The following is a 19,576-nucleotide window of genomic DNA, read 5'->3' as shown; positions in this document are numbered from 1 at the left end:
GTTCAATTGGCTGCGCGCAACGCCTCATCGACGATCTGGTGGAAACGGTCGATGCCGCCTTCCAGTGTGCCCAGGGTAAGATGGTCTATTGCGCCGGTTTCAAGGCCTTGCTGGCCCAGCTCGGCGGCGCGGAAGTCTTCGCTTGCGAAAACGCCGCCATCGAGCAGCGCCCAGCTGCGTTCCCAATGGCCGCGTGCCCTATCACCTTCCGGGCCGGTGGCGGGCGCCTCGGGGATGAGCATGAAATCCTCGACCAGCGTCAAATCATGCGCCTGCGGCATCAGCACCATCACGTTGAGATAATCGGGGCTGGGGATGATCACCGTGGCCGGAAGCAACTGGTAGGCGAAAGTCACGACCCTGCGCAGCGCGGCCATATCGGTGAGGTCGACACCTTCCATTTCTTCGAGCCTGCCAACGGCGCTGCGCTGGTGCGGGCCGATCTGGTCGCCGCTGGTCACCCCGTCCTTGAAAAACGGGCCGATGGTCTGCGCGTGCAGGCGGGTGACATGGTAACTTTCCAGGAAAGCATCCATGATCAGCTTCCAATTGCCCTTCACCGTGTGAAGCTTGCGCCGGAACAGCACGAGGTCGCGCGTGCCGAAAGTGTCCATGTCCGCCCCCAACTCGCGTGCATGGGTAAAATCGGCATCTTCAACGGGTGAGAACCAGATCAGCCCGCCCGCCTCACAGCTGGGCAGTTCGACCAGGCCGAATTCGCCCTTGTCCATGCCTGGGAAAGTCTCCGGCCGGGGCAGCGCGAGCAGTTTGCCATCAAGCCGATAGGTCCAGGCGTGATAGGGGCATACCAGCCGTTTGGCGCATTGCACCTCATCGCCTTCGACCAGCCGCGTTCCGCGGTGGCGGCAGACATTGAGGAAGACGTGCGCTTCGCCATCGCCATCGCGGGTTATCAGCAGCGGGCGCCCGGTCGCATCATGCGGCAAAGCCATGCCCGGTTCGGGAAGCACCGCACTGGGGCAGAGCACCTGCGGCAGCCGATCGAACAGCGCGGCTTTCTCGCGCTTCCAGTGATCGGGATCGGTATAGACGCTGGCAGGAACGCGGGTGATGCCGCTTTCCGCGCGCTGCTCGCCGCGTTCGATCGCTCTGGCCAAGGCCAATTGACCCTTGGTCGGGCGCAAAGGTGGTGATTTCGTGTCGGCCTCGTTCATCGGGGCGTTCCTATCTCTCTTCTCCGCGTTTAGTGTCGCATAAATTGGTGAAATCAGGAAGGACGCTAGGGAATGGGTGAGGTATTCGGGCAAACCGTCCCGGCCACGCGCCGGAACATGTGGGACTCGATCAAGCCCTACCTCGAGAAAGAGTCGCTCGCGGCGTTCTTCCTCGGCGTCTCGTCGGGGTTTCCCTTCGCTTTGCTGGCAGCAACGCTGACCACGCGGCTGGCGCAGGACGGGATCGAGAAATCGACCATTACTGCCTTCACGCTGGCCTTTCTGGTCTACAACCTCAAGTTCCTTTGGGCCTGGGTCATCGACGGGGTGCGTATTCCCGTGCTGGGCCGGCTGGGGCAGCGCGTTTCGTGGATGATTGTGGTGGGCCTGTTGGTGATGGCGGCAACGGTCAATATGGCGCTGGCCGATCCCAAGGGGGACATTGTGTGGACGGCGACCAGCGCGGTGATCCTGGGTGTGGCGGGAGCGACTTTCGATATCGTGATCGATGCCTACCGGATCGAGACATTGAAACCTTATCAGCTCGGCACCGGATCGGGCATGAGCCAGTATGGCTGGCGCATCGGGGCAGCAGGTGCAGGCGCGCTCGCGCTTGTCGTCGCGGCGCGATACGGCTGGAGCGCGGCCTATATGGCCTGTGCGATCTTTGCTCTCCCAGCCATCCTGACAGCGCTAATCATGGGCGAACCGCCGCGTCACAGGGAACCCGGTGAACGCAAGGGCATGGCCGAAATGTGGCATTCGGTGGCGGGACCTTTCGCTGAATTCTTCCGTCGCAATGGCGCCTGGATGGTCTTGCTGTTCATCCTGGTCCACAAGATTGGCGATACGCTGGCCAATCTTACCTTCCGCCTGCTTTTTGACGATCTCGGCTACAGCAACGACGAAATCGCGATTTACGATGTTGGGGTAGGCTTCTGGGCGCTGATCATCGGCGTATTCGTGGGCGGGATCATCTATGCGCGGATGGGCCTCAAGCGTTCGGTGCTGATCGCGCTGATCCTGATGGCGGTCTCGAACGTCAGCTTTGCAGCACTAGCTGCTGCGGGCCAATCGAACATCGGCATGGCGGCGGCAATCGGATTCGAGAATTTCGCCAGCGGCTATGGCGGCGTAGTGGTGGTGGCTTATTTCTCGGCGCTATGCGACTTGCGCTTCACTGCGACGCAATATGCGCTGATATCTGCGAGTGCGAGTATCGTTGGTAGGTTGCTCACCGGCACCACGGCGGGCGCGCTGATCGAATGGATGGGCTATGTGAATTTCTACCTGCTCACCACGGTGCTAGCGCTGCCGGGCATTGCCCTGTTCTGGTGGATGATGCGAACAGGGCTGGTCGATGCAGCAATGGGCACCGCCGGCACCGAAGAACGCTAGCCCGGCATCTCACCATTGAGCCGCAACACCTCGCCTGCGAGGTAGAGCGAGCCTGCGATCAGCACCGGCAGTCCGTCATCGGGCAGCGCGGCGAGCGCGGCGGGCACATCGGGTGCCGGTTTTGCCTCTGGTCCGAAGGCCTCGGGCGGGTGGCAATCATGCGCCGGCACAGGCACTGCCGTGATACTGGCAAGCGAGGCGGCGAGCGGCCTCGTCAGCGCCGCCGGGTCCTTGCCTTCGATCATCCCGATCACAAGGTGCAGTTTCTGTCCTGCGAAATGCGCGCCCAGCATCGCGCCCGCAGAGGGATTGTGTCCGCCGTCGAGCCACACCGCCCTGGCATCTGGGTGTGCACCGGCAAGCGGACCGGGCGCGAGCATGTGCAACCGTGCGGGCCAGCGGGCCTGCATCAATCCGCTAGCAATCGCCTCGGCGGACACCGGCAGCGCGTTCTGCGCGCGCAGCATCGCCACCGCCAGCCCGGCGTTCACGCGCTGGTGCGGACCGGGCAGGGAGAGGGGAAGGTCGGGTGCGGGGTCGGCCAGGATAACCGGCGCCCCCACCCGTTCCGCTACAGCCCGAATGGCGGTCATTTCCAGTTCCGGCTGGGCGATGGTCACCAGCGGCACGCCCGGTTTCGCGATTCCCGCTTTCTCGAAGGCGATGCGCGCCATCGGCTCTTGCGGGGCGCCTTCCTCTGGCGCGAGCAGGAAGCGTTCGTGGTCGATGCCCAGAGCGGCGATCCCGCAGGCTGCAAGCACGCCCGGCTCCAGAACATTTGTCGCATCGAAGCGGCCACCCATGCCTACCTCGACCACGCAGGCGTCCGCAGGCGCGCGGGCAAAGGCGAGGAAGGCGGCGGTGATGGTGACTTCAAAAAAACTGGGGCCGATGTCCTCGCAAGCGTCGAGTACTTCCTCGAGCAGCACCGCCAGTGCCTCATCCGAAATCAACTCGCCAGCAATGCGGATACGCTCGTTGTAACGCACCAGATGCGGGCTGGTGGTGGTGTGAACCTTGTATCCCTCTGCCTCCAGCATCGCGCGCAGGAAGGCGCAGACCGATCCCTTGCCATTGGTCCCCGCGACATGGAACACCGGCGGCAGGCGTTTGTGCGGATCGCCTAGCTGTGCCATCATTGCCCGGATCGTATCCAACCCCAGCCGCCCCTGCGGCAGGCTGAGCGCGGCTAGCCGGTCAAGCTGCGCCTGGACGCCGGGATGATCGGATCTGCCGAAGTCTTTCAAGCCAGCCTCGTCATTGCGAGCGGCGAAGCCGCGCGGCAATCCATGGATCGAGATTGCGGCAGGCGCAGCTCCATGGATTGCTTCGTCGCTTCACTCCCCGCAATGACACAGCTCCTTACGCCGCCTTGCGCGGCTGGAGATAGCCGAGCAGCGTGGCGAGCGTTGCCTTGAGGTCGCGCCGGTGTACCACCATGTCGACCATGCCGTGTTCGTGCAGATACTCAGCGCGCTGGAAACCTTCGGGCAGTTTCTCGCGGATCGTGTCCTGGATCACGCGCTGTCCGGCAAAGCCGATCAGCGCACCTGGCTCTGCGATATGCACATCGCCCAGCATGGCATAGCTGGCGGTGACGCCGCCGGTTGTCGGGTCGGTAAGTAGCAGGATGTAGGGTAGCCCGGCTTCCTTCAGGCGGCGGGTCATCACTGTCGCCTTGGGCATCTGCATCAGCGACAATATGCCTTCCTGCATGCGTGCACCCCCGGCGGCGGTCACCACGACATAAGCGGATTTGCGATCAAGTGCCTTTTGCGCCCCGGCGACGAAGGCCGCGCCCACCGCCATGCCCATCGATCCGCCCATGAATCCGAAATCCTGTACGCCCACCACCGCCGCGCGCCCGTCAATCGTGCCTGACCCCACGCTGAAAGCATCGGCATGCGGATTGTTTGCGCGGGCCTGCTTGAGCCGGTCAGTGTATTTCTTGCTGTCCTTGAAATTCAGCGGGTCTTCGGTGACTTCAGGCTGCGGCAGCATCTCGAAGCCGTGGTCCAGCAGCAGCGCCAGCCGCGCATCGGCGCCGATCCGGCCATGATGGTCGCAGCGCGGGCAGACCCACTGATTGTCCTGGTATTCCTGCTCGAACAGCATTTCTGCGCAGGAAGGGCATTTGACCCACAAGTCTTTATCGCTGGTGCGCTTCGAGCCGAAGCTGAAGGATTTGCGGACGCGTGTGAACCAGTTCATGCCTGTTGCTCCTGACGGGCGGCGTGGACCGCGCTGGCGAGGGCTGAAGTCAGCTCCTTTAGCTTGGCCGGGGCATCTTTGCCAAATTCCCCGACCAGTTCGACGAGAGCGGAGCCAACCACCACACCGTCCGCCACCCTGGCGATCTCGGCTGCCTGCTGCGGCGTGCGCACGCCAAAGCCGACCGCAACGGGCAGGTCTGTCGAACGCTTGATGCGGGAAACATTGGCTTCGATCGACTCGATTGCGGCCTGCTGCTTGCCGGTGATCCCGGCGACCGAGACGTAATAGAGGAACCCCGCCGAACCGTTCAGCACCTGCGGCAGACGCGCGGCATCGGTGGTGGGGGTGGCGAGGCGGATTGGGGCGATGCCAAATTCGCGTAACATCGGGCCCAAAGCATCATCTTCCTCGGGCGGGATATCCACGCAGATCACGCCGTCAACGCCCGCTTCGGCAGCTGCGGCGGCGAACCATTCCGGCCCGCGCCGCACCATCGGGTTGGCATAGCCCATCAGCACCAGCGGAGTGTCCGGGTGACGCGCGCGGAAAGCTGTCGCGATGGCGAAAATGTCAGCGGTCGTCGTGCCCTTCGCGAGACTGCGTAAATTCGCTGCCTGGATCGCCGGGCCATCGGCCATCGGATCGGTGAAGGGCATTCCCAGCTCGATCACATCCGCGCCGCCCGCGACCAGCGCGTCGAGATTGGCCGCAGTGTCACCATCGCCTGCCGTTATGAAACACACGAGCGCGGGGTGAGGGGCGGCGAAGGTGGTGGAAAGGCGGTTGGATTCGGTCATTTTTGCTCGCGAAGTCCTACAGCATGGAACACTTGGAACACAGTCCTGGGGGCGAAAAGTGTTTCGCCAAGCTGTCGCGATTTTCGCCGATGTTCCTGAGGTTTGATGCGGTTCTCATATGTGTCTTCTGGCATTGATGTGGGTATGTAGGACAGTCCAACAATCGTCATTCCCGCGAAAGCGGGAATCCAGAGTTACAGAGCGCAATTCGAGCCGCCCTGGATTCCGGATCAAGTCCGGAATGACGAATTGTGTGGCGTTGCGCATTAGCCCTCTCTCCTGTCGGTGAGAGGGCTTTTGGGGTTTGTGGGAGGCTGAGGAGAGGCGGTCAGTCATCCTGGCCTTTTCCTTTTGACCATCTGGCCAAGAAGCCCAAGAAAACGAAATAAAGCGCTAAAGGGAGCACCAAGACCCATTTCGTATTCCGACCGGGTCGCCCCTGACTTTCCCAATAGTTCCAGTAATAGGCGACATCGACCTCAGCATAAAACCATAGCACCGGGATGAGTCCGAAGGCCGCTATTGAAGCGGCAATTAGCAGCCTACGGATCGGAATTTCCGGACTAGTGCTCACATCTCCACTCCCAGCTTTTCTGCCACGGTGAAAATGTCCTTGTCGCCGCGACCGCACAAATTGGCGAGGATGATCGCGTCCTTGGGCATATCCTGCGCGATTTTCGCGACTGCCGCGATGGCGTGGCTGGGCTCGAGCGCGGGAATGATCCCCTCGGTGCGGCAGAGCAGCTGGAAAGCGTCTAGCGCCTCGTCATCGGTGACGGCGGTGTATTCCACCCGGCCCGATTCCTTCAGCCAGGCGTGTTCCGGGCCGATGCCGGGATAGTCGAGCCCCGCGCTGATCGAGTGGCCTTCGGTGATCTGGCCGTCTTCGTCCTGCAGCAGGTAAGTCTTGTTGCCGTGGAGGATTCCGGGCGATCCACCCAGCAGCGATGCCGCGTGCTGATCGCCGTCAAGCCCATAGCCCGCCGCCTCGACGCCCAGCATCTTTACGTCGGCATCATCAAGGAACGGATGGAACAGGCCCAATGCATTCGAGCCGCCGCCAATCGCCGCGACCAGCAAATCGGGCAGGCGGCCCACCCGGTCGAGCATCTGCGCGCGCGCTTCCTTGCCGATCACGCTCTGGAAATTACGCACCATCTCGGGGTAGGGGTGCGGGCCGGCGGCGGTGCCGATGATGTAGAAGGTGTCATGGACGTTGGCGACCCAGTCGCGCAGCCCCTCGTTCATCGCGTCCTTGAGCGTTGCTGCGCCGCTGGTGACGGGGATCACTTCTGCGCCCAGCAATTTCATGCGGAACACATTGGGCGCCTGTCGCGCCACGTCGGTTGCGCCCATGTAGATCACGCAGGGCAGGCCGAAGCGCGCGCAGACCGTGGCGGTGGCCACCCCGTGCTGGCCCGCGCCGGTTTCCGCGATGATGCGCGTCTTGCCCATGCGCATGGCGAGCAGGATCTGCCCAATGCAATTGTTGATCTTGTGCGCGCCGGTGTGGTTGAGCTCGTCGCGCTTGAACCAGATTTGTGCGCCGCCGAGCGCTTCGGTGAGGCGCGGCGCGAAATAGAGTGGCGAAGGGCGACCTACGTAATGTTCGAGCAAATCGTCAAACTCGGCCTGAAACGCGGGATCGGCCTGCGCGGCGCGATATTCCCGCTCCAGATCGAGCACCAGCGGCATCAGCGTTTCGGCGACAAAACGCCCGCCAAACTGGCCGAAATGGCCGCGCTCATCCGGCTGGTTACGGAAGGAATTCTTGATGTCAGTCATATCAACTGCGCCGCTTTGCAGAAGGCGTGGATCAAGTCCACATCCTTGATGCCGGGCGCGGTCTCAACGCCAGAGGACGTATCGACCAGCGGCGCACCAGTCTGGCGGATGGCATCGGTGACATTTTCCGGCGTCAATCCGCCTGCCAGCGCCCAGTCGATCGTGTGCCGGTGTCCCTTGAGCAGGTCCCACGAGAATGTCTCACCGGTGCCGCCGGGCATGGCCTTGGCCGGGGCATCGAATAACAGCCGGTCAACCTTGCCGAAGAACTTCATGCTGCGCTCCAGCGTACCGGCGTCCTTCATGCCAAGCGCTTTCCACACTTCAAGCCCGCTCCTGTCGCGTACGAGCCCGCACCATTCGGGAGTTTCGTTGCCATGAAACTGGACCGCGTCGGGCTTTATCGTGGCAATGGCGCGTGCGGTGAATTCAGGATCGGCGTTAACCAGCAGCATCACCACCTTGATTCGTCCTCGCGCCAGCTCGCACAGCTCCGCAGCCGTGCCGAGCGGGACATAGCGTGGGCTTGGCTCATACAGATTGAGCCCGATATGCGTTGCGCCCGCTGCGATGGCAGCTTCCACCGTCTCGGGGGTCGAAAGCCCGCAGATCTTGATTTTCACGCCCATGCCTTGCCTTAAAGCGTCGCCTCTATCGCCCTTGCAGCTGCAAGCGGATCTTCCGCGCGGCTGATCGGACGCCCTATAACCAGCACGCTGGCCCCGTCATCACGGGCCTGGCGCGGGGTGACGACGCGCTTCTGGTCACCCGTCGCCTTCCCGCCCGGGCGCAAGCCCGGAACGACGAAGAAACCGTCCTTCCATTGCTTGTGAACGGCCTTCAGCTCGTGGCCCGAACACACAATCCCGTCGAGTCCGGCATCATGCGCCAGCTCTGTCAGGCGCAGCACCTGGTCATGCGCGCTGCCGCCTATGCCCGTGCGCGCCATATCGCGCTCATCAAGGCTGGTGAGCATGGTGACGGCAACCACCTTGGTGCCATTTGAAGCAGCGGCCTTGGCATCTTCCATCATCGCCCGCCCGCCGCCGGCATGGACGGTGACGATCGCAGGCTCCAGTACGTGGATGGCCTGCATCGCGCCGGCCACGGTGTTGGGAATGTCATGCAGCTTGAGGTCGAGGAAAATGGGAAGGCCCAGATGTGCGATTTCATGCACCCCGTGGTGCCCGTGCGCGCAGAAGAACTCCAGCCCCAGCTTGACCCCGCCGATGTGCGACTTGATCTTTGAAACCAGATCCTTGGCCGCATCGATCTGCGGCACGTCCAGCGCGAGGTAAACCGGGTTGCCCATCAGATGTCGCCGGGTTTCAACGTGTCGTCAGCTTGTGTGCCTTCGCCCACCGAGCCAGTGGGCGGCGGATTGTGGCGGGTGCTCAGTGCGTTCGACCGCACGGCGTTCTCAAGCGAGCTGATCCGCCGGTGCAGATTCCAGCGCGAAGTGCGGTGATAGAGCCACATCGGCAGCAGGCCCAGTATGAAGGCCACGATCACCAGCACCGGAACCTTGGTTTCCAGCACCAGATTGTTCCACAGGCGCACCTCGACCGGGTCCCAGTTGAAGATGGAAAACAGCAGCAATCCGAACAGGATCAGCACCCAGATTATCGTGCGCACAATCTGCATAAGTCTTCTCCCTGCAAGCGCTCATGGATGAGCCTAAGGCTTTTCTCGGCAGAGTCTAGGCAGCGCTTCTGCCAAGCAGTCAGCCACCAAACACCCGCTCGAAAACCGTGTCGACATGCTTGAAGTGGTAGTCCAGGTTGAACTTCTCCTCGAGTTCCGTGCCGCTCATCGCCGCGGTTACTTCCGCATCGGCCTTGAGCAGTTCAAGCAGCGATAATGAACCGTCCGATTCCCAGACCTTCATCGCGTTGCGCTGAACCAGGCGATAGGCGTTGTCGCGCGTTAGGCCGGCCTGCGTGAGCGCAAGCATGACTCGCTGCGAATGGACAAGGCCCCCCATCCGGTCGAGATTCTTCTGCATCCGTTCGGGGTAAACCAGCAGCTTGTCGACCACCCCCGTGAGGCGCGCGAGCGCGAAATCAAGCGTGATCGTGGCGTCCGGCCCGATGAAGCGCTCGACCGAAGAGTGCGAGATATCGCGCTCGTGCCACAGTGCTACATTCTCCAGTGCGGGCAGGGCATAGCTGCGGATCATGCGCGCCTGACCGGTGAGGTTTTCGGTCAGGATCGGGTTGCGCTTGTGCGGCATCGCGCTTGAGCCCTTCTGGCCGGGCGAAAAATATTCCTCCGCCTCCAGTACTTCGGTGCGCTGCAGGTGGCGGATTTCGACCGCGAGCCGTTCGATCGAGCTGGCGATGACGGCCAGCGTCGAGAAATACATCGCGTGGCGATCACGCGGGATAACCTGGGTCGAAACCGGTTCTGCAGCAAGGCCAAGCTGCGCTGCGACATATTCCTCCACCTGTGGATCGATATTGGCGAAGGTGCCAACCGCACCTGAAATGGCGCAGGTGGCGATTTCGGTGCGCGCATTCGCCAGCCGCGTGCGGCAGCGGTCAAACTCGGCATAGGCCTGCGCCAGCTTGAGCCCGAATGTGGTCGGTTCGGCATGGATGCCGTGGCTGCGCCCGATCGTGGGGGTATATTTATGCTCCTCGGCACGTCGGCGGATCGCGGCGAGCAGCGCGTCCATGTCATCAAGCAGGATATCGCTTGCACGGCTGAGCTGAACCGCCAGCGTCGTGTCGAGCACATCGCTCGAAGTCATGCCCTGGTGCATGAAGCGCGCTTCGGGCCCGACCTGCTCAGCCACCCAATCGAGGAAGGCGATCACATCATGCTTGAGCACGGCTTCCTTGGCGTCGATCGCGGCAACATCGATGGCGGGATTGGTTGCCCACCAGTCCCACAATGCCCTGGCCGCGCTTTCCGGCACAACCCCCAGCTCGGCAAGCTTCTGGGTGGCGTGCGCCTCGATCTCGAACCAGATGCGATAGCGCGCCTCTGGTTCCCAGATCGCAGTCATGGCGGGGCGGGCGTAGCGGGGGACCATCGAAAACTCCGGCGTGGCAATCTGAACTGGGGCGGCGGCTATGCCGAGTGGCGCTGCAATGCAAGGGTTGCGCGCCCGGCACCATGGCAATTTCCCCGTCTCGAGCGGAAACTGCTCTAGATCAGCCCTTTTGATCTCAGCGACACATGGCCTTCGCGCCCGATGATCACGTGATCGTGCACGGTGATGCCCAGCAGCCGCCCCGCCTCGGCGATGCGGGCGGTGATCTGGATGTCGGCGCGGCTCGGCTCGGGGCTGCCGCTGGGGTGATTGTGGACCAGGATCAGTGCGCTGGCACCCAGGTCCATCGCCCGGCGGATCACCTCGCGCGGGTGGATCGCGGCTTCGTCGATCGAGCCATCGCCGACATGATGATCGTCGACCAGCCGGTTGCGCGCATCAAGATAGAGCACGCGCACACGCTCGACGGTGAGGTGCGCCATGTCGATCGCGAGGTAATCGAGCAATGACTGCCAGCTACCCAGCACCGGCTTGCCCTGCACTTCGCTGCGCGCCATGCGCCGCGCCGCCACCGCCACGCTCTTGAGCGCGGCCGCGCTGGTTTCGCCGATGCCTTCTACCTGTTGCAGCGCGGCGGGATCGGCATTGAGCACGCCGGCCAATGATCCGAATCGCTTGAGCAAGGCCTTGGCCACTGGCTTGGTGTCACCCTGCCTGATCGCGGCAAACAACAGATATTCGAGCAGTTCGTAATCGGCCAGCGCCTCTGTACCGCCGCTGATCAGCCTTTCGCGCAAGCGGGCGCGATGGCCAAGGCCCGAATGCCTTTGCCCTGAATGTTTGCCAGCAGTTTCTTCAGCTTGCGGCAAGATTGCCCCCGCTACGACCCATTGATCACAGCATTGCCTTCGCATCGCGAAAGGCGCAAGAGTGCGCACCAATGGCGGATGCCGAAGAAATCCCGGAGAACACAGCCAGATCGCGGCGCTACTGGCCGCGCCGCCGCCGTTGGCAGTTCCTGCTCGTGTTGATCTTCCTGCTGGTGGTCTCGAGCATACTGACATGGCACTCGCGCGAGACCATTGTGGGCAATCTCGTCGAATCCGAGCTCGAACGCCTGGGCATCGATGCGAGCTACGAGATCGATTCGATCGGCCCAACGCGGCAGGTGCTGCGTAATTTCTCCATTGGCGACCCGGCCCGGCCCGACCTGTCGATCGAACGGGTAGAGGTGGTGCCCGTCGTCGGCTTTACCGGTCCGGGGATTGGCTCTATTACGCTGATCCGCCCACGGCTGCGTGCGAGCTACAAGGATGGACGGCTGAGCCTTGGCGCGCTCGATCCGCTGCTCGAGATCGAAAGCGAAGAGCCGGTCAGCTTGCCCGGCTGGCGCCTGAAAATTGTTGACGGACGGGCGCGTATCTTCACCGACCATGGTGTGATCGGCGCCAAGGCCGAAGGGGAGGGGCGGCTCAACCACGGATTCAGCGGCATCCTGGCAGCAGCAGGCCCGAAGCTTGAATTGGGCGGCTGCGAGATCGCCAATGCACGCCTGGCCGGGCGAATCTCCGTAGCGCGGGGGCAGCCGCGCTTTAATGGGCCCTTGCAAGTGGAAAGGGCCGCCTGTTCCGATAATGAAACCACCGTCGACCAGATCGAAATCGCGCTGGAACTGACCGGTGATCGTGACCTTGCCGGGCTTGCGGCCAAGCTTGCGCTGAATAGCGGTGCCATTCAGGCTGGGGACCTGCGCAGCCCCGGAATCAAGGGCTCAGCCGATCTCGACTGGCGCGACGGGCTTGCCAATGCGCGCTATCGGCTCGGCGCGGGCAGGGTTTCGTCGCCCGCACTATCTCTTGCCGGGCTTCAAGCACGCGGCGCCGCGCGAATGCGGGCGAAGGATGGGCGACTCGAGATCGACGCAGCCATCGATGCTAATGACCCGCGGCTTGGTGCGGGCTTCGAGGCGTCGCTCGAAGATTGGCGTAAGGCCAGCACAGGAACGCTAGCGGAGCCGTTGCTGGATCAATTCGCGCGGCGGCTAGGCGCGGCTTTGCCGGGCAGCACGTTCAAGAGCGAACTGACTTACCGCCAGTCAAATGACGGCTTCACCATAGTGGCGCCAACAGCGCGTCTGCGCGATTCGCGCGGCGACAGCCTGCTGGCCGCCTCGCAATTGCAATACAGTTCGCGCGGGGACGCCGCGCCGCGCCTGGCCGGTAATTTCGCTACCGGCGGCGAAGGCCTGCCACAGATTCACGGGCGAATGGAAGCAGGCGAAGGCAGCGGCACCACCCTGCGCCTGCGGATGGAGCCCTATAGCAGCGGCTCCAGCAGCCTCGCCCTGCCGCGCCTGAACCTGGCGCAGAACGCAGCAGGCGACTGGAAAATCGACGGCCTCCTCGCTGCCAGCGGTGCCATACCGGGCGGCTTTGCCGAGGGGTTGGTAGTGCCGGTAACCGGCCAGCTGTCGCATGTCGGGGAGCTGGCGCTATGGCAGCGGTGCGTGCAGGTGACGATCGGCAAGCTTGCGCTTTCTGACCTCACGCTCGAGCGGCAGAACGTCGGATTTTGCCCAGCTGCCGGTGGCGCGATCGTGCGGACCACAGGGAAAAGCACCCTGATTTCCGCGCGAACCGAAGGGCTGGCGCTGCAAGGGCAGCTCGGCGAAGGTGCGCTCTCGATTGGAGTGGGCGAGCTGGAATTTACCTCTGCAGAAGGGCTTATGGCGCGCAAGATCGCCGCGACGCTGGGCGAGGGGGATTCGCGCAGCGAACTTCTTGCGGACAAAATCCGATCATCATCGGCAGGCGGCATGGCAGGCACCTTCAGCGGCGTTTCGGGAAAGCTGGCAGCGGTACCGCTCGACCTCTCGAAGGGTGCGGGCGAGTGGCGCTATGAGGGCGGCGTGCTGACGCTGGCTGAAGCAAGTTTCACGCTGAGCGACCGGCAGGCCGAGCCACGTTTCTACCCGCTGCGCGGTCGCGGTGCCTTGCTCACCCTGCGCGATGATACGATTGCGGCGCAGGCCAGGCTTGAACACCCTGGCAGCAGCCGCGAGGTCACCGATGTCACATTGCGCCACGATCTTGCCAGCGGTACCGGCCATGCCGACCTTTCCGTGCCCGGCCTGGTGTTCGACAAGCGGCTGCAACCAAGCGAGCTGACCATTTTGGCCGATGGTGTCATCGCGCTGGCGGATGGGACAATTGCGGGCGATGGCAGGATCGACTGGAACGCGGACGGGGTTACCAGCAATGGCACTTTCTCAACCAGGGATTTCGATTTCGCTGCGGCTTTCGGCCCGGTTGAGAGCGTTTCGGGCACGGTTGAATTCAGCGATCTGCTCAACCTCACCACTGCCGGGCCTCAGCGGCTCAACATTGGCGCGATCAACCCCGGTGTCGAAGTGTTCGACGGGGTGCTCGATTTCGCTGTGCGCGATACGACCTTCGTTTCGGTTCGCGGCGGGCGCTGGCCATTCTTCGGCGGTACGATGATCTTGCGCCCGATCGAGCTCAACCTCGCTGCGGCCGAGCAGCGCAGCTATGTGATCGAGATCGTCGGCGCCGACGCGGCGCAATTCATGGCCGCGATGGAGATGGGCAATCTCAATGCGACCGGTATTTTCGACGGCACCGTGCCGCTGGTGTTTGACGAGATGGGCAATGGCGAAATCGTGAACGGCTTGCTGATCTCGCGGCCACCAGGCGGCAATCTGTCGTACATTGGCGAACTGACCTATGAAGACACTGGCGCAATCGCCAATTTCGCCTTCCAGTCGCTGCGCTCGCTCGATTTCAACCAGATGATGGTGGAAATGAACGGCCCGCTGACGGGCGAGATCGTGACGCAGGTGAATTTTGACGGCGTCAGGCAGGGGCAGGGTGCGAACCAGAACTTCATTACCCGCCGGATTGCCAAGCTTCCGATCCGATTCCGCGTCAATATCCGCGCGCCGTTCTATCAGCTGATCACCAGCCTCAAAGCAACCTACGATCCGGCCTTCATACGCGATCCGCGCGACCTGGGGTTGCTCGACGTGGCTGGCGGCCGTCTGGTGCGCCCGCAGGATGCAAAGGACGAACCCGATACAGCTTCAGACACGCCGGAGCTTTCCGGTGAAAAACAGCCCATTCAGACAGAAGAAAGCGAGAGCATGCGATGACACATGCGAAATTGACCGCATTTGAAGGCGATGCCACAACCGTGCCCATGCGCGGGGCAAGGCATCATCGATGGGCGTGGCTCAAGGCCGGAGCACTGCTGGCACCAGTCGCGATGATCGGAGGGTGCATCAACGTTGAGACGCCTGACAAGCCGATCGTGATCGAGCTGAACATAAATATCCGGCAGGAAGTGGTTTATATGCTCGCCGAAGATGCGGCCGAGACGATCGAAGAGAATGCAGATATCTTCTGAAGGAAGGCAAACAGGATGAATAGGTTGCGCAATATAGCCATTTCGGGCGTGCTGGCCGCGCTGACGCTGGGCGTGGCTGCCGCGCCGGTTCAGGCACAGCGTGATCCGGCCTATGCCGAAGCGCGTTCCTCGGGCCAGATCGGCGAGAAAATGGACGGCTATCTCGGCATCGTCGTGGCGGAAACGCCCGAACTCCGCCGGCTGGTCAGTGACATCAATATCAAGCGCCGCGCTGTCTATTCCGAGAGGGCGCAAGAGAACAATGTGACGCTGGAAGAATACGCCTTTTCCACCGGATGTCAGCTGATCATGAAGACCGTGCCGGGGGAAAAGTACCAGGCACCGGGCGGCGTGTGGCAGACCCGCACCGATGCCCCGCCGCAGCGTGACGCTCGTTGCCCCTGAGCGGCGGGCCAAGCTGCCCGGTCAATTCGCACTCAAGAACCCCCTTCCACCGGTTGACTCGCCCATGCCCCCCGCCTAAGGGGGCGGCGCCCTCGGCGGGCACCTCTGCCCGTGCTGTGCGTTCCAATAATCGGAGGCTGGCATGAGCGACGAGAAACCCGCACGGGAACCCATCGCTGAAGATGCGCGTATCGACGCGCTCGAAGCGCGGCTTAAGGCCGCACGCGAGCGTGAAGAAAAGCGCAACCGGCCGCAGGTAAAAGGTGCTGACGCGAACTATCGCAGCGGCAACCGGGTACTGGCGGATCTGCTTGGTGGGATTTTCGGAGGCCTTGTCATCGGTTGGGCGATCGATCGCTTCGCCGGGACAGCGCCCTGGGGTCTGTTGGTAATGCTGTTCCTTGGGATCATCGTTGCCTTCAGGAACATAATTCGTGCAGCGAACACGCGCCCTGACGATCCCGGTAAGGATCAATAGCGGCGGGTCGGAAAACAGGCGTTAGGGAAACAACGATCGTGGCAGCCGCAGAGGGCAAGGTCGATCCGATGAAGCAATTCGCCATCGAGCCGATGTTCGGCACGAGCGGATGGGAAGTGGCCGGATACAACATCGCTTTCACCAATTCGGCGCTGTGGATGCTGATCACCACAGTGCTGCTCTGGGCGTTCGTGGCGGGCGGCATGAAGCGCCAGCTGGTGCCCGGCCGCTGGCAGATGGCGGTGGAGAGCTTCACCGGCTTCATTGACGATATGCTGGAGGCGAATGTCGGCAAGGAAGGGCGCAAATATGTGCCCTATATCTTCAGCCTGTTCATGTTCATCCTGTTTGCGAACCTGCTGGGCCTGATGCCGATCGGGATTTTCGGACTGCATCCTTTCACCTTTACCAGCCATTTCACCGTCACCGGCGTGCTCGCGATCCTGAGTTTTGCGATCGTGCTGATTGTTGGCTTCTGGAAACATGGCCTGCATTTCTTCAGCCTGTTTGTGCCGCATGGCACGCCGCTGTGGCTGATCTGGCTGATCCCGGTGATCGAGCTGATTTCGTTTATGGTGCGACCCTTCAGTCTTGGTCTGCGTCTGTTCGTGGCGATGATGGCCGGGCACGTATTGCTCAAGGTTCTCGCAAGTTTCGTGATCGGTAGCGTCAACGCGGGCGCCGTTTTTGGTGGGTTTGTCGGCGTGCCAAGCCTGGTGCTGATGGTTGCAATCAGCGCGCTCGAGATTCTCGTTGCCGGTATCCAGGCCTATGTTTTTGCTCTTCTGACGTCGCTTTATATTAACGACGCAGAGAATCTTCACTAAGTTTCATTCAACCAAACGACAGTTTCTACCCAAAGGAGTTTTTCAAATGGAAGCAGAAGCAGCCAAGCTCGTCGGTGCTGGCCTCGCAGCAATCGGTGCCGGCATGGCCGCCATCGGTGTGGGTAACGTGTTCGGCTCATTCCTTGAGTCGGCGCTCCGCAATCCGGGTGCGGCAGATGGCCAGCAGGGCCGCCTGTTCATCGGCTTCGCTGCGGCGGAACTTCTGGGCCTGCTGGCCTTCGTCGTCGCGATGATCCTGATCTTCGTCGCCTAACGACGGTTTCCAACGGCCGACCGGTTCATGCCGGTCGGCTGTGGGATATTCCAGTCGACTGATTTTCGGACCCGACACATGCCTCAAATTGCGCAGCTTGCCGATACATATGCCAGCCAGGTCTTCTGGCTGCTGATTTTCTTCGGCTTCACCTTTTTCGTCATCGGGCGCGGTATGGTGCCCAAGGTGATGGACACCGTGGCGCTGCGTGACAAGCAGATCGCTGACGATCTCGCTGCAGCCCAGGCTGCGCGGGATGCAGCAGATGAGCGCGAAGAGGCATGGCGCAAGCGCGAATTGGATAATCATGCCAGGGCGCAGGCGGTAATTGCCAAGGCCAAGTCTGATGGCTCGGCCAAGACCGAAAAGAAAGTGGCCGCCGCCCAGAAGCGGTTGGACAAAAAGCTGGCGGAAGCGGAACAGCGGGTCGCTCAGGCGCGCAGCGCTGCAATGACGGAAGTTGCGGCCGTCGCTGCCGAAGCGGCGCAAGACATCGTCGCCCGGTTGGCTGGTGCATCTGTTGATGCTGCCGCAGCCAATGCGGCTGTGAAGGAGGCCTTGGCCAATGGCTGATATTCTGATGCTCCTCGCCGGTGCCGCAGAAGGCGCCCATTCCGAACCTACCGCGCTTAACCTTGATTCCTATCAATGGGTTTCGCTCTCGATGCTCATCCTGGTGGGCATCTTCATCTGGAAGAAGGTCCCAGGGCTTATCACCGGTGGGCTCGACGCCAGGATCCAGGCGATCAGGGACCAGCTTGACGAAGCCAAGGCGCTGCGCGCCGAAGCCGAGGCCTTGCGCGATGAATACGCCGCCAAGATGGCTGATGCGGAAAAGCATGCAGATGCCATGTTGGCCAATGCCCAGCGTGACGCCGATGCGATACTCGAAAAGGCAGAAGCTGACAGCAAGCTGATGGTGGAACGGCGCAAGCGCATGGCGGAGGACAAGATTTCGGCCGCCGAGCGTGAGGCAATCGAACAGGTCAAGGCCGCTGCCGTCTCTGCCGCAACTACTGCCGCGCGCAAACTGATTGCCGAATACCACGGCGCGGATGCAGACAAGAAGCTGGCCGACGAGGTCATCGCTTCGATCTGATCGACCAACAATTCCAACAGGGACGGGCGGCCAATGGCCGCCTTTTCTTTGCTCGGGCGCGGGAATCCCGGTCAATCGGGAGCCGCCACATAAAGGTCTTGGCGCGGAAGAATCAGATGCTAATGCGAAGTATTCGCAATTCATAATCGATAGGATTCTCTCTTCGTGAACCGCACCATTCTGACCAAGCTTCACCTTGCTTTCGCAGCATTCATGTTTCCGGCGATGCTGATGTTTCTTACCACCGGCGCGCTTTATACCTGGGGCAATAAGGGCGAGTGGCGTGAGCGCACCGAGCTGACCCAATTATCGCAGCCCTATGCCCAGCAGAGCGATGCGGACTTGCGCGGCGCAGCCATTGCTGCACTGGCAGCCAACGGCTTGCCTGAACCGAGCGGTGGGATCAGCTTGAGCGGCGAGGGAGCAGGGCAGACCCTTGCCTGGACGGGCGCACGCAGCGAAGTGAGCGTAGCGGCCTCCGATGATCCGATGGTCGCCGAAGTTACGGTCAAGGAAGCCACGTTTCACCGCTGGCTGGTGCAGTTGCACAAGGCCAAGGGCAGCACGGCGTTCAAGCTCTACGCGACGCTGCTGGCCGTTACGCTTTTTCTGCTTGTGCTGAGCGGGGTAGTGATGGGGCTTCAGGCGAAACCGCTACGGAAGCTCACTATCGGCAGCGGCGTGGCAGGCCTGTCGGTATTCGTGGGTTTCGTGCTGCTGGGCTAGGCACCCGGCTCGAACACCACCTTGCCGATCAGTTCGCGCCCCGCCATCGCCTCGAAGCCGTCGCGCCAGCGCGAAAGCGGCAGTGTGCGGTCAATCGCGGGTTTGATGCGCCCTTGAGACGCCAGTTCGGCAATGGCTGCGCTGATGGCGGCACCGCGCTCTGGAAAACGCCGGGCATATTCGCCCGCTCGCAAGCCGATGATCGAGAACCCCTTGATCAGCGGGATGTTGGTGGCAATCTCGGCGATCCGGCCGCTGGTAAAGCCGACCACCACCAGCTTGCCGCCGAAGGTGACGCAGCGGGTCGATTCGTCGAACACATCGCCGCCAACGGGGTCGAAAACCACATCGCACAAGTGGCCTGCGGTGATCTCGTTCACCTGTTCGCGGAACCGGCCTTCGCTCAGAATGACCGCTTCGGGCGCATAGCGCGCGGCGATTCGCGCGCGCTTGGCTTCAACACCGGTAGCCGCGATCACTTTTGCACCCAAAGCTTGCGCCAGATCGACCGCCGCCAGGCCCACCCCGCCGCTGGCGCCCGTTACCATCACCCATTGCCCGGGCTTGAGCCCGCAAAGCTCGACCAGCCCGGTATAGGCAGTGGAATAGGCCGCGCCCATTGACGCTCCATCTGCAAAGCCGATTCCGGCAGGGAGGGGGTGCAGGCCGCGTTCCGGAATGACGGCAAATTCGGCGAAGGCACCAGTCTTGTTGCCGCCGATCACCCGGTCACCCGGCTTGAACCGGCTATCGGCATCGGCTTCCATCACTTCGCCCGCCAGTTCCATCCCGCTGGTGAAGGGCACATCGGGTTTGAACTGGTATTTGCCCTGCGTCATCAGCAGGTCAGGGAAATTGAGTGAGGCCGCTCGCACACGCACCAGTACCTCGCCAGGGCATCGCTCGGGCTCGGGAATGTCAGCCAGCGTGACGCCGGACAGGTCGTCAGCCAGCTTTTCGACGCGCAGCGCCTGCATG

21 protein-coding genes are annotated in these 19,576 nt (G+C 62.2%); 10 read left to right on the top strand and 11 right to left on the bottom strand.

Features of this window, described 5'->3' with window-relative positions:
• Positions 1–2: 2 nt before the first annotated feature.
• Positions 3–1,175: an aromatic ring-hydroxylating oxygenase subunit alpha gene (locus ACX3VQ_RS10265; RefSeq protein ID WP_462580966.1), complete on the bottom strand. Its 1,173-nt coding sequence runs from the start codon at positions 1,173–1,175 to the stop codon at positions 3–5.
• A 72-nt stretch (positions 1,176–1,247) separates the two neighbouring features.
• On the opposite strand from ACX3VQ_RS10265, the gene ACX3VQ_RS10260 reads away from it, so the two are divergent.
• Positions 1,248–2,573: an AmpG family muropeptide MFS transporter gene (locus ACX3VQ_RS10260; protein ID WP_462580965.1), complete on the top strand. Its 1,326-nt coding sequence runs from the start codon at positions 1,248–1,250 to the stop codon at positions 2,571–2,573.
• On the opposite strand, the gene ACX3VQ_RS10255 is transcribed toward ACX3VQ_RS10260, so the two are convergent.
• The 9 genes from ACX3VQ_RS10255 to radC form a co-directional block, all read right to left on the bottom strand.
• A complete protein-coding gene (locus ACX3VQ_RS10255) occupies positions 2,570–3,820 on the bottom strand; it encodes a bifunctional folylpolyglutamate synthase/dihydrofolate synthase (RefSeq protein WP_462580963.1) in 1,251 nt (416 codons plus the stop codon). The genes ACX3VQ_RS10260 and ACX3VQ_RS10255 overlap by 4 nt on opposite strands.
• 115 nt (positions 3,821–3,935) lie before the next feature.
• On the bottom strand, positions 3,936–4,784 hold the full coding sequence (gene accD, locus ACX3VQ_RS10250) for an acetyl-CoA carboxylase, carboxyltransferase subunit beta (RefSeq protein ID WP_462580961.1): 849 nt from the start codon (positions 4,782–4,784) through the stop codon (positions 3,936–3,938).
• Positions 4,781–5,584 (bottom strand): tryptophan synthase subunit alpha, encoded by an 804-nt coding sequence (trpA, locus tag ACX3VQ_RS10245; protein WP_462580959.1) that lies wholly within the window; start codon positions 5,582–5,584, stop codon positions 4,781–4,783. Before trpA ends, accD begins: the two co-directional genes overlap by 4 nt.
• A gap of 570 nt (positions 5,585–6,154) precedes the next feature.
• Positions 6,155–7,369 carry a tryptophan synthase subunit beta gene (gene trpB, locus ACX3VQ_RS10240; protein WP_462580957.1) on the bottom strand — a complete coding sequence of 405 codons (1,215 nt, stop codon included), beginning with the start codon at positions 7,367–7,369 and terminating at the stop codon, positions 6,155–6,157.
• Entirely contained in the window at positions 7,366–7,998 is a 633-nt protein-coding gene (locus ACX3VQ_RS10235; RefSeq protein ID WP_462580956.1) for a phosphoribosylanthranilate isomerase, read from the bottom strand. Before ACX3VQ_RS10235 ends, trpB begins: the two co-directional genes overlap by 4 nt.
• A gap of 8 nt (positions 7,999–8,006) precedes the next feature.
• The gene (gene pyrF / locus ACX3VQ_RS10230) at positions 8,007–8,681 is read right to left on the bottom strand and encodes an orotidine-5'-phosphate decarboxylase (protein WP_462580954.1); all 675 of its coding nucleotides are present in this window, start codon (positions 8,679–8,681) and stop codon (positions 8,007–8,009) included.
• Entirely contained in the window at positions 8,681–9,013 is a 333-nt protein-coding gene (locus ACX3VQ_RS10225; RefSeq protein WP_462580953.1) for a DUF1049 domain-containing protein, read from the bottom strand. Before ACX3VQ_RS10225 ends, pyrF begins: the two co-directional genes overlap by 1 nt.
• Before the next feature lie 79 nt (positions 9,014–9,092).
• A complete protein-coding gene (purB, locus tag ACX3VQ_RS10220) occupies positions 9,093–10,406 on the bottom strand; it encodes an adenylosuccinate lyase (protein ID WP_462572881.1) in 1,314 nt (437 codons plus the stop codon).
• A 116-nt stretch (positions 10,407–10,522) separates the two neighbouring features.
• Positions 10,523–11,281: a RadC family protein gene (gene radC / locus ACX3VQ_RS10215; RefSeq protein ID WP_462580952.1), complete on the bottom strand. Its 759-nt coding sequence runs from the start codon at positions 11,279–11,281 to the stop codon at positions 10,523–10,525.
• Between the two features lie 26 nt (positions 11,282–11,307).
• On the opposite strand from radC, the gene ACX3VQ_RS10210 reads away from it, so the two are divergent.
• The 9 genes from ACX3VQ_RS10210 to ACX3VQ_RS10170 all read left to right on the top strand — a co-directional run bounded on the left by ACX3VQ_RS10210 (position 11,308) and on the right by ACX3VQ_RS10170 (position 18,598).
• A complete protein-coding gene (locus ACX3VQ_RS10210; protein ID WP_462580951.1) occupies positions 11,308–14,535 on the top strand; it encodes an intermembrane phospholipid transport protein YdbH family protein in 3,228 nt (1,075 codons plus the stop codon).
• A gap of 11 nt (positions 14,536–14,546) precedes the next feature.
• Entirely contained in the window at positions 14,547–14,789 is a 243-nt protein-coding gene (locus tag ACX3VQ_RS10205) for a YnbE family lipoprotein (RefSeq protein ID WP_462580949.1), read from the top strand.
• A 15-nt stretch (positions 14,790–14,804) separates the two neighbouring features.
• Positions 14,805–15,194, top strand: coding sequence for a YdbL family probable chaperone protein (locus ACX3VQ_RS10200; RefSeq protein WP_462572887.1), 390 nt, complete (start codon positions 14,805–14,807; stop codon positions 15,192–15,194).
• 142 nt (positions 15,195–15,336) lie between these two features.
• Complete coding sequence (locus ACX3VQ_RS10195; RefSeq protein ID WP_462572888.1) at positions 15,337–15,672, top strand: AtpZ/AtpI family protein; 336 nt, start codon at positions 15,337–15,339, stop codon at positions 15,670–15,672.
• A 68-nt stretch (positions 15,673–15,740) separates the two neighbouring features.
• Positions 15,741–16,499 (top strand): F0F1 ATP synthase subunit A, encoded by a 759-nt coding sequence (locus ACX3VQ_RS10190; protein ID WP_462581207.1) that lies wholly within the window; start codon positions 15,741–15,743, stop codon positions 16,497–16,499.
• 46 nt (positions 16,500–16,545) lie between these two features.
• Positions 16,546–16,773: a F0F1 ATP synthase subunit C gene (locus ACX3VQ_RS10185; protein WP_027442220.1), complete on the top strand. Its 228-nt coding sequence runs from the start codon at positions 16,546–16,548 to the stop codon at positions 16,771–16,773.
• A 78-nt stretch (positions 16,774–16,851) separates the two neighbouring features.
• Positions 16,852–17,346, top strand: a complete 495-nt coding sequence (locus ACX3VQ_RS10180; RefSeq protein WP_462580947.1) for a F0F1 ATP synthase subunit B family protein — start codon at positions 16,852–16,854, stop codon at positions 17,344–17,346.
• On the top strand, positions 17,339–17,872 hold the full coding sequence (locus ACX3VQ_RS10175; RefSeq protein ID WP_462580945.1) for a F0F1 ATP synthase subunit B family protein: 534 nt from the start codon (positions 17,339–17,341) through the stop codon (positions 17,870–17,872). Before ACX3VQ_RS10180 ends, ACX3VQ_RS10175 begins: the two co-directional genes overlap by 8 nt.
• A gap of 165 nt (positions 17,873–18,037) precedes the next feature.
• Complete coding sequence (locus ACX3VQ_RS10170; protein WP_462580944.1) at positions 18,038–18,598, top strand: PepSY domain-containing protein; 561 nt, start codon at positions 18,038–18,040, stop codon at positions 18,596–18,598.
• Here ACX3VQ_RS10170 and ACX3VQ_RS10165 read toward each other — a convergent pair.
• On the bottom strand, positions 18,595–19,575 hold the full coding sequence (locus ACX3VQ_RS10165) for an NADPH:quinone oxidoreductase family protein (RefSeq protein WP_462580942.1): 981 nt from the start codon (positions 19,573–19,575) through the stop codon (positions 18,595–18,597). The genes ACX3VQ_RS10170 and ACX3VQ_RS10165 overlap by 4 nt on opposite strands.
• Position 19,576: the final 1 nt, after the last annotated feature.

It is taken from the genome of Altererythrobacter chaiwopuensis, assembly GCF_054957735.1.
The sequence above is the reverse complement of the archived record's forward strand: the minus strand, read 5'-3'. Positions and strand labels throughout refer to the sequence as shown.

Coding starts and splice junctions, on each gene's coding strand:
- ACX3VQ_RS10165 (WP_462580942.1), bottom strand. CDS start 19,575: ATGCAGGCGCTGCGCGTCGAAAAGCTGGCTGACGACCTGTCCGGCGTC.
- ACX3VQ_RS10265 (WP_462580966.1), bottom strand. CDS start 1,175: ATGAACGAGGCCGACACGAAATCACCACCTTTGCGCCCGACCAAGGGT.
- accD (WP_462580961.1), bottom strand. CDS start 4,784: ATGAACTGGTTCACACGCGTCCGCAAATCCTTCAGCTTCGGCTCGAAG.
- ACX3VQ_RS10235 (WP_462580956.1), bottom strand. CDS start 7,998: ATGGGCGTGAAAATCAAGATCTGCGGGCTTTCGACCCCCGAGACGGTG.
- ACX3VQ_RS10260 (WP_462580965.1), top strand. CDS start 1,248: ATGGGTGAGGTATTCGGGCAAACCGTCCCGGCCACGCGCCGGAACATG.
- radC (WP_462580952.1), bottom strand. CDS start 11,281: ATGCGAAGGCAATGCTGTGATCAATGGGTCGTAGCGGGGGCAATCTTG.
- ACX3VQ_RS10175 (WP_462580945.1), top strand. CDS start 17,339: ATGGCTGATATTCTGATGCTCCTCGCCGGTGCCGCAGAAGGCGCCCAT.
- ACX3VQ_RS10185 (WP_027442220.1), top strand. CDS start 16,546: ATGGAAGCAGAAGCAGCCAAGCTCGTCGGTGCTGGCCTCGCAGCAATC.
- ACX3VQ_RS10210 (WP_462580951.1), top strand. CDS start 11,308: ATGGCGGATGCCGAAGAAATCCCGGAGAACACAGCCAGATCGCGGCGC.
- purB (WP_462572881.1), bottom strand. CDS start 10,406: ATGGTCCCCCGCTACGCCCGCCCCGCCATGACTGCGATCTGGGAACCA.
- ACX3VQ_RS10190 (WP_462581207.1), top strand. CDS start 15,741: ATGAAGCAATTCGCCATCGAGCCGATGTTCGGCACGAGCGGATGGGAA.
- ACX3VQ_RS10225 (WP_462580953.1), bottom strand. CDS start 9,013: ATGCAGATTGTGCGCACGATAATCTGGGTGCTGATCCTGTTCGGATTG.
- ACX3VQ_RS10180 (WP_462580947.1), top strand. CDS start 16,852: ATGCCTCAAATTGCGCAGCTTGCCGATACATATGCCAGCCAGGTCTTC.
- ACX3VQ_RS10200 (WP_462572887.1), top strand. CDS start 14,805: ATGAATAGGTTGCGCAATATAGCCATTTCGGGCGTGCTGGCCGCGCTG.
- trpA (WP_462580959.1), bottom strand. CDS start 5,584: ATGACCGAATCCAACCGCCTTTCCACCACCTTCGCCGCCCCTCACCCC.
- trpB (WP_462580957.1), bottom strand. CDS start 7,369: ATGACTGACATCAAGAATTCCTTCCGTAACCAGCCGGATGAGCGCGGC.
- ACX3VQ_RS10195 (WP_462572888.1), top strand. CDS start 15,337: ATGAGCGACGAGAAACCCGCACGGGAACCCATCGCTGAAGATGCGCGT.
- pyrF (WP_462580954.1), bottom strand. CDS start 8,681: ATGGGCAACCCGGTTTACCTCGCGCTGGACGTGCCGCAGATCGATGCG.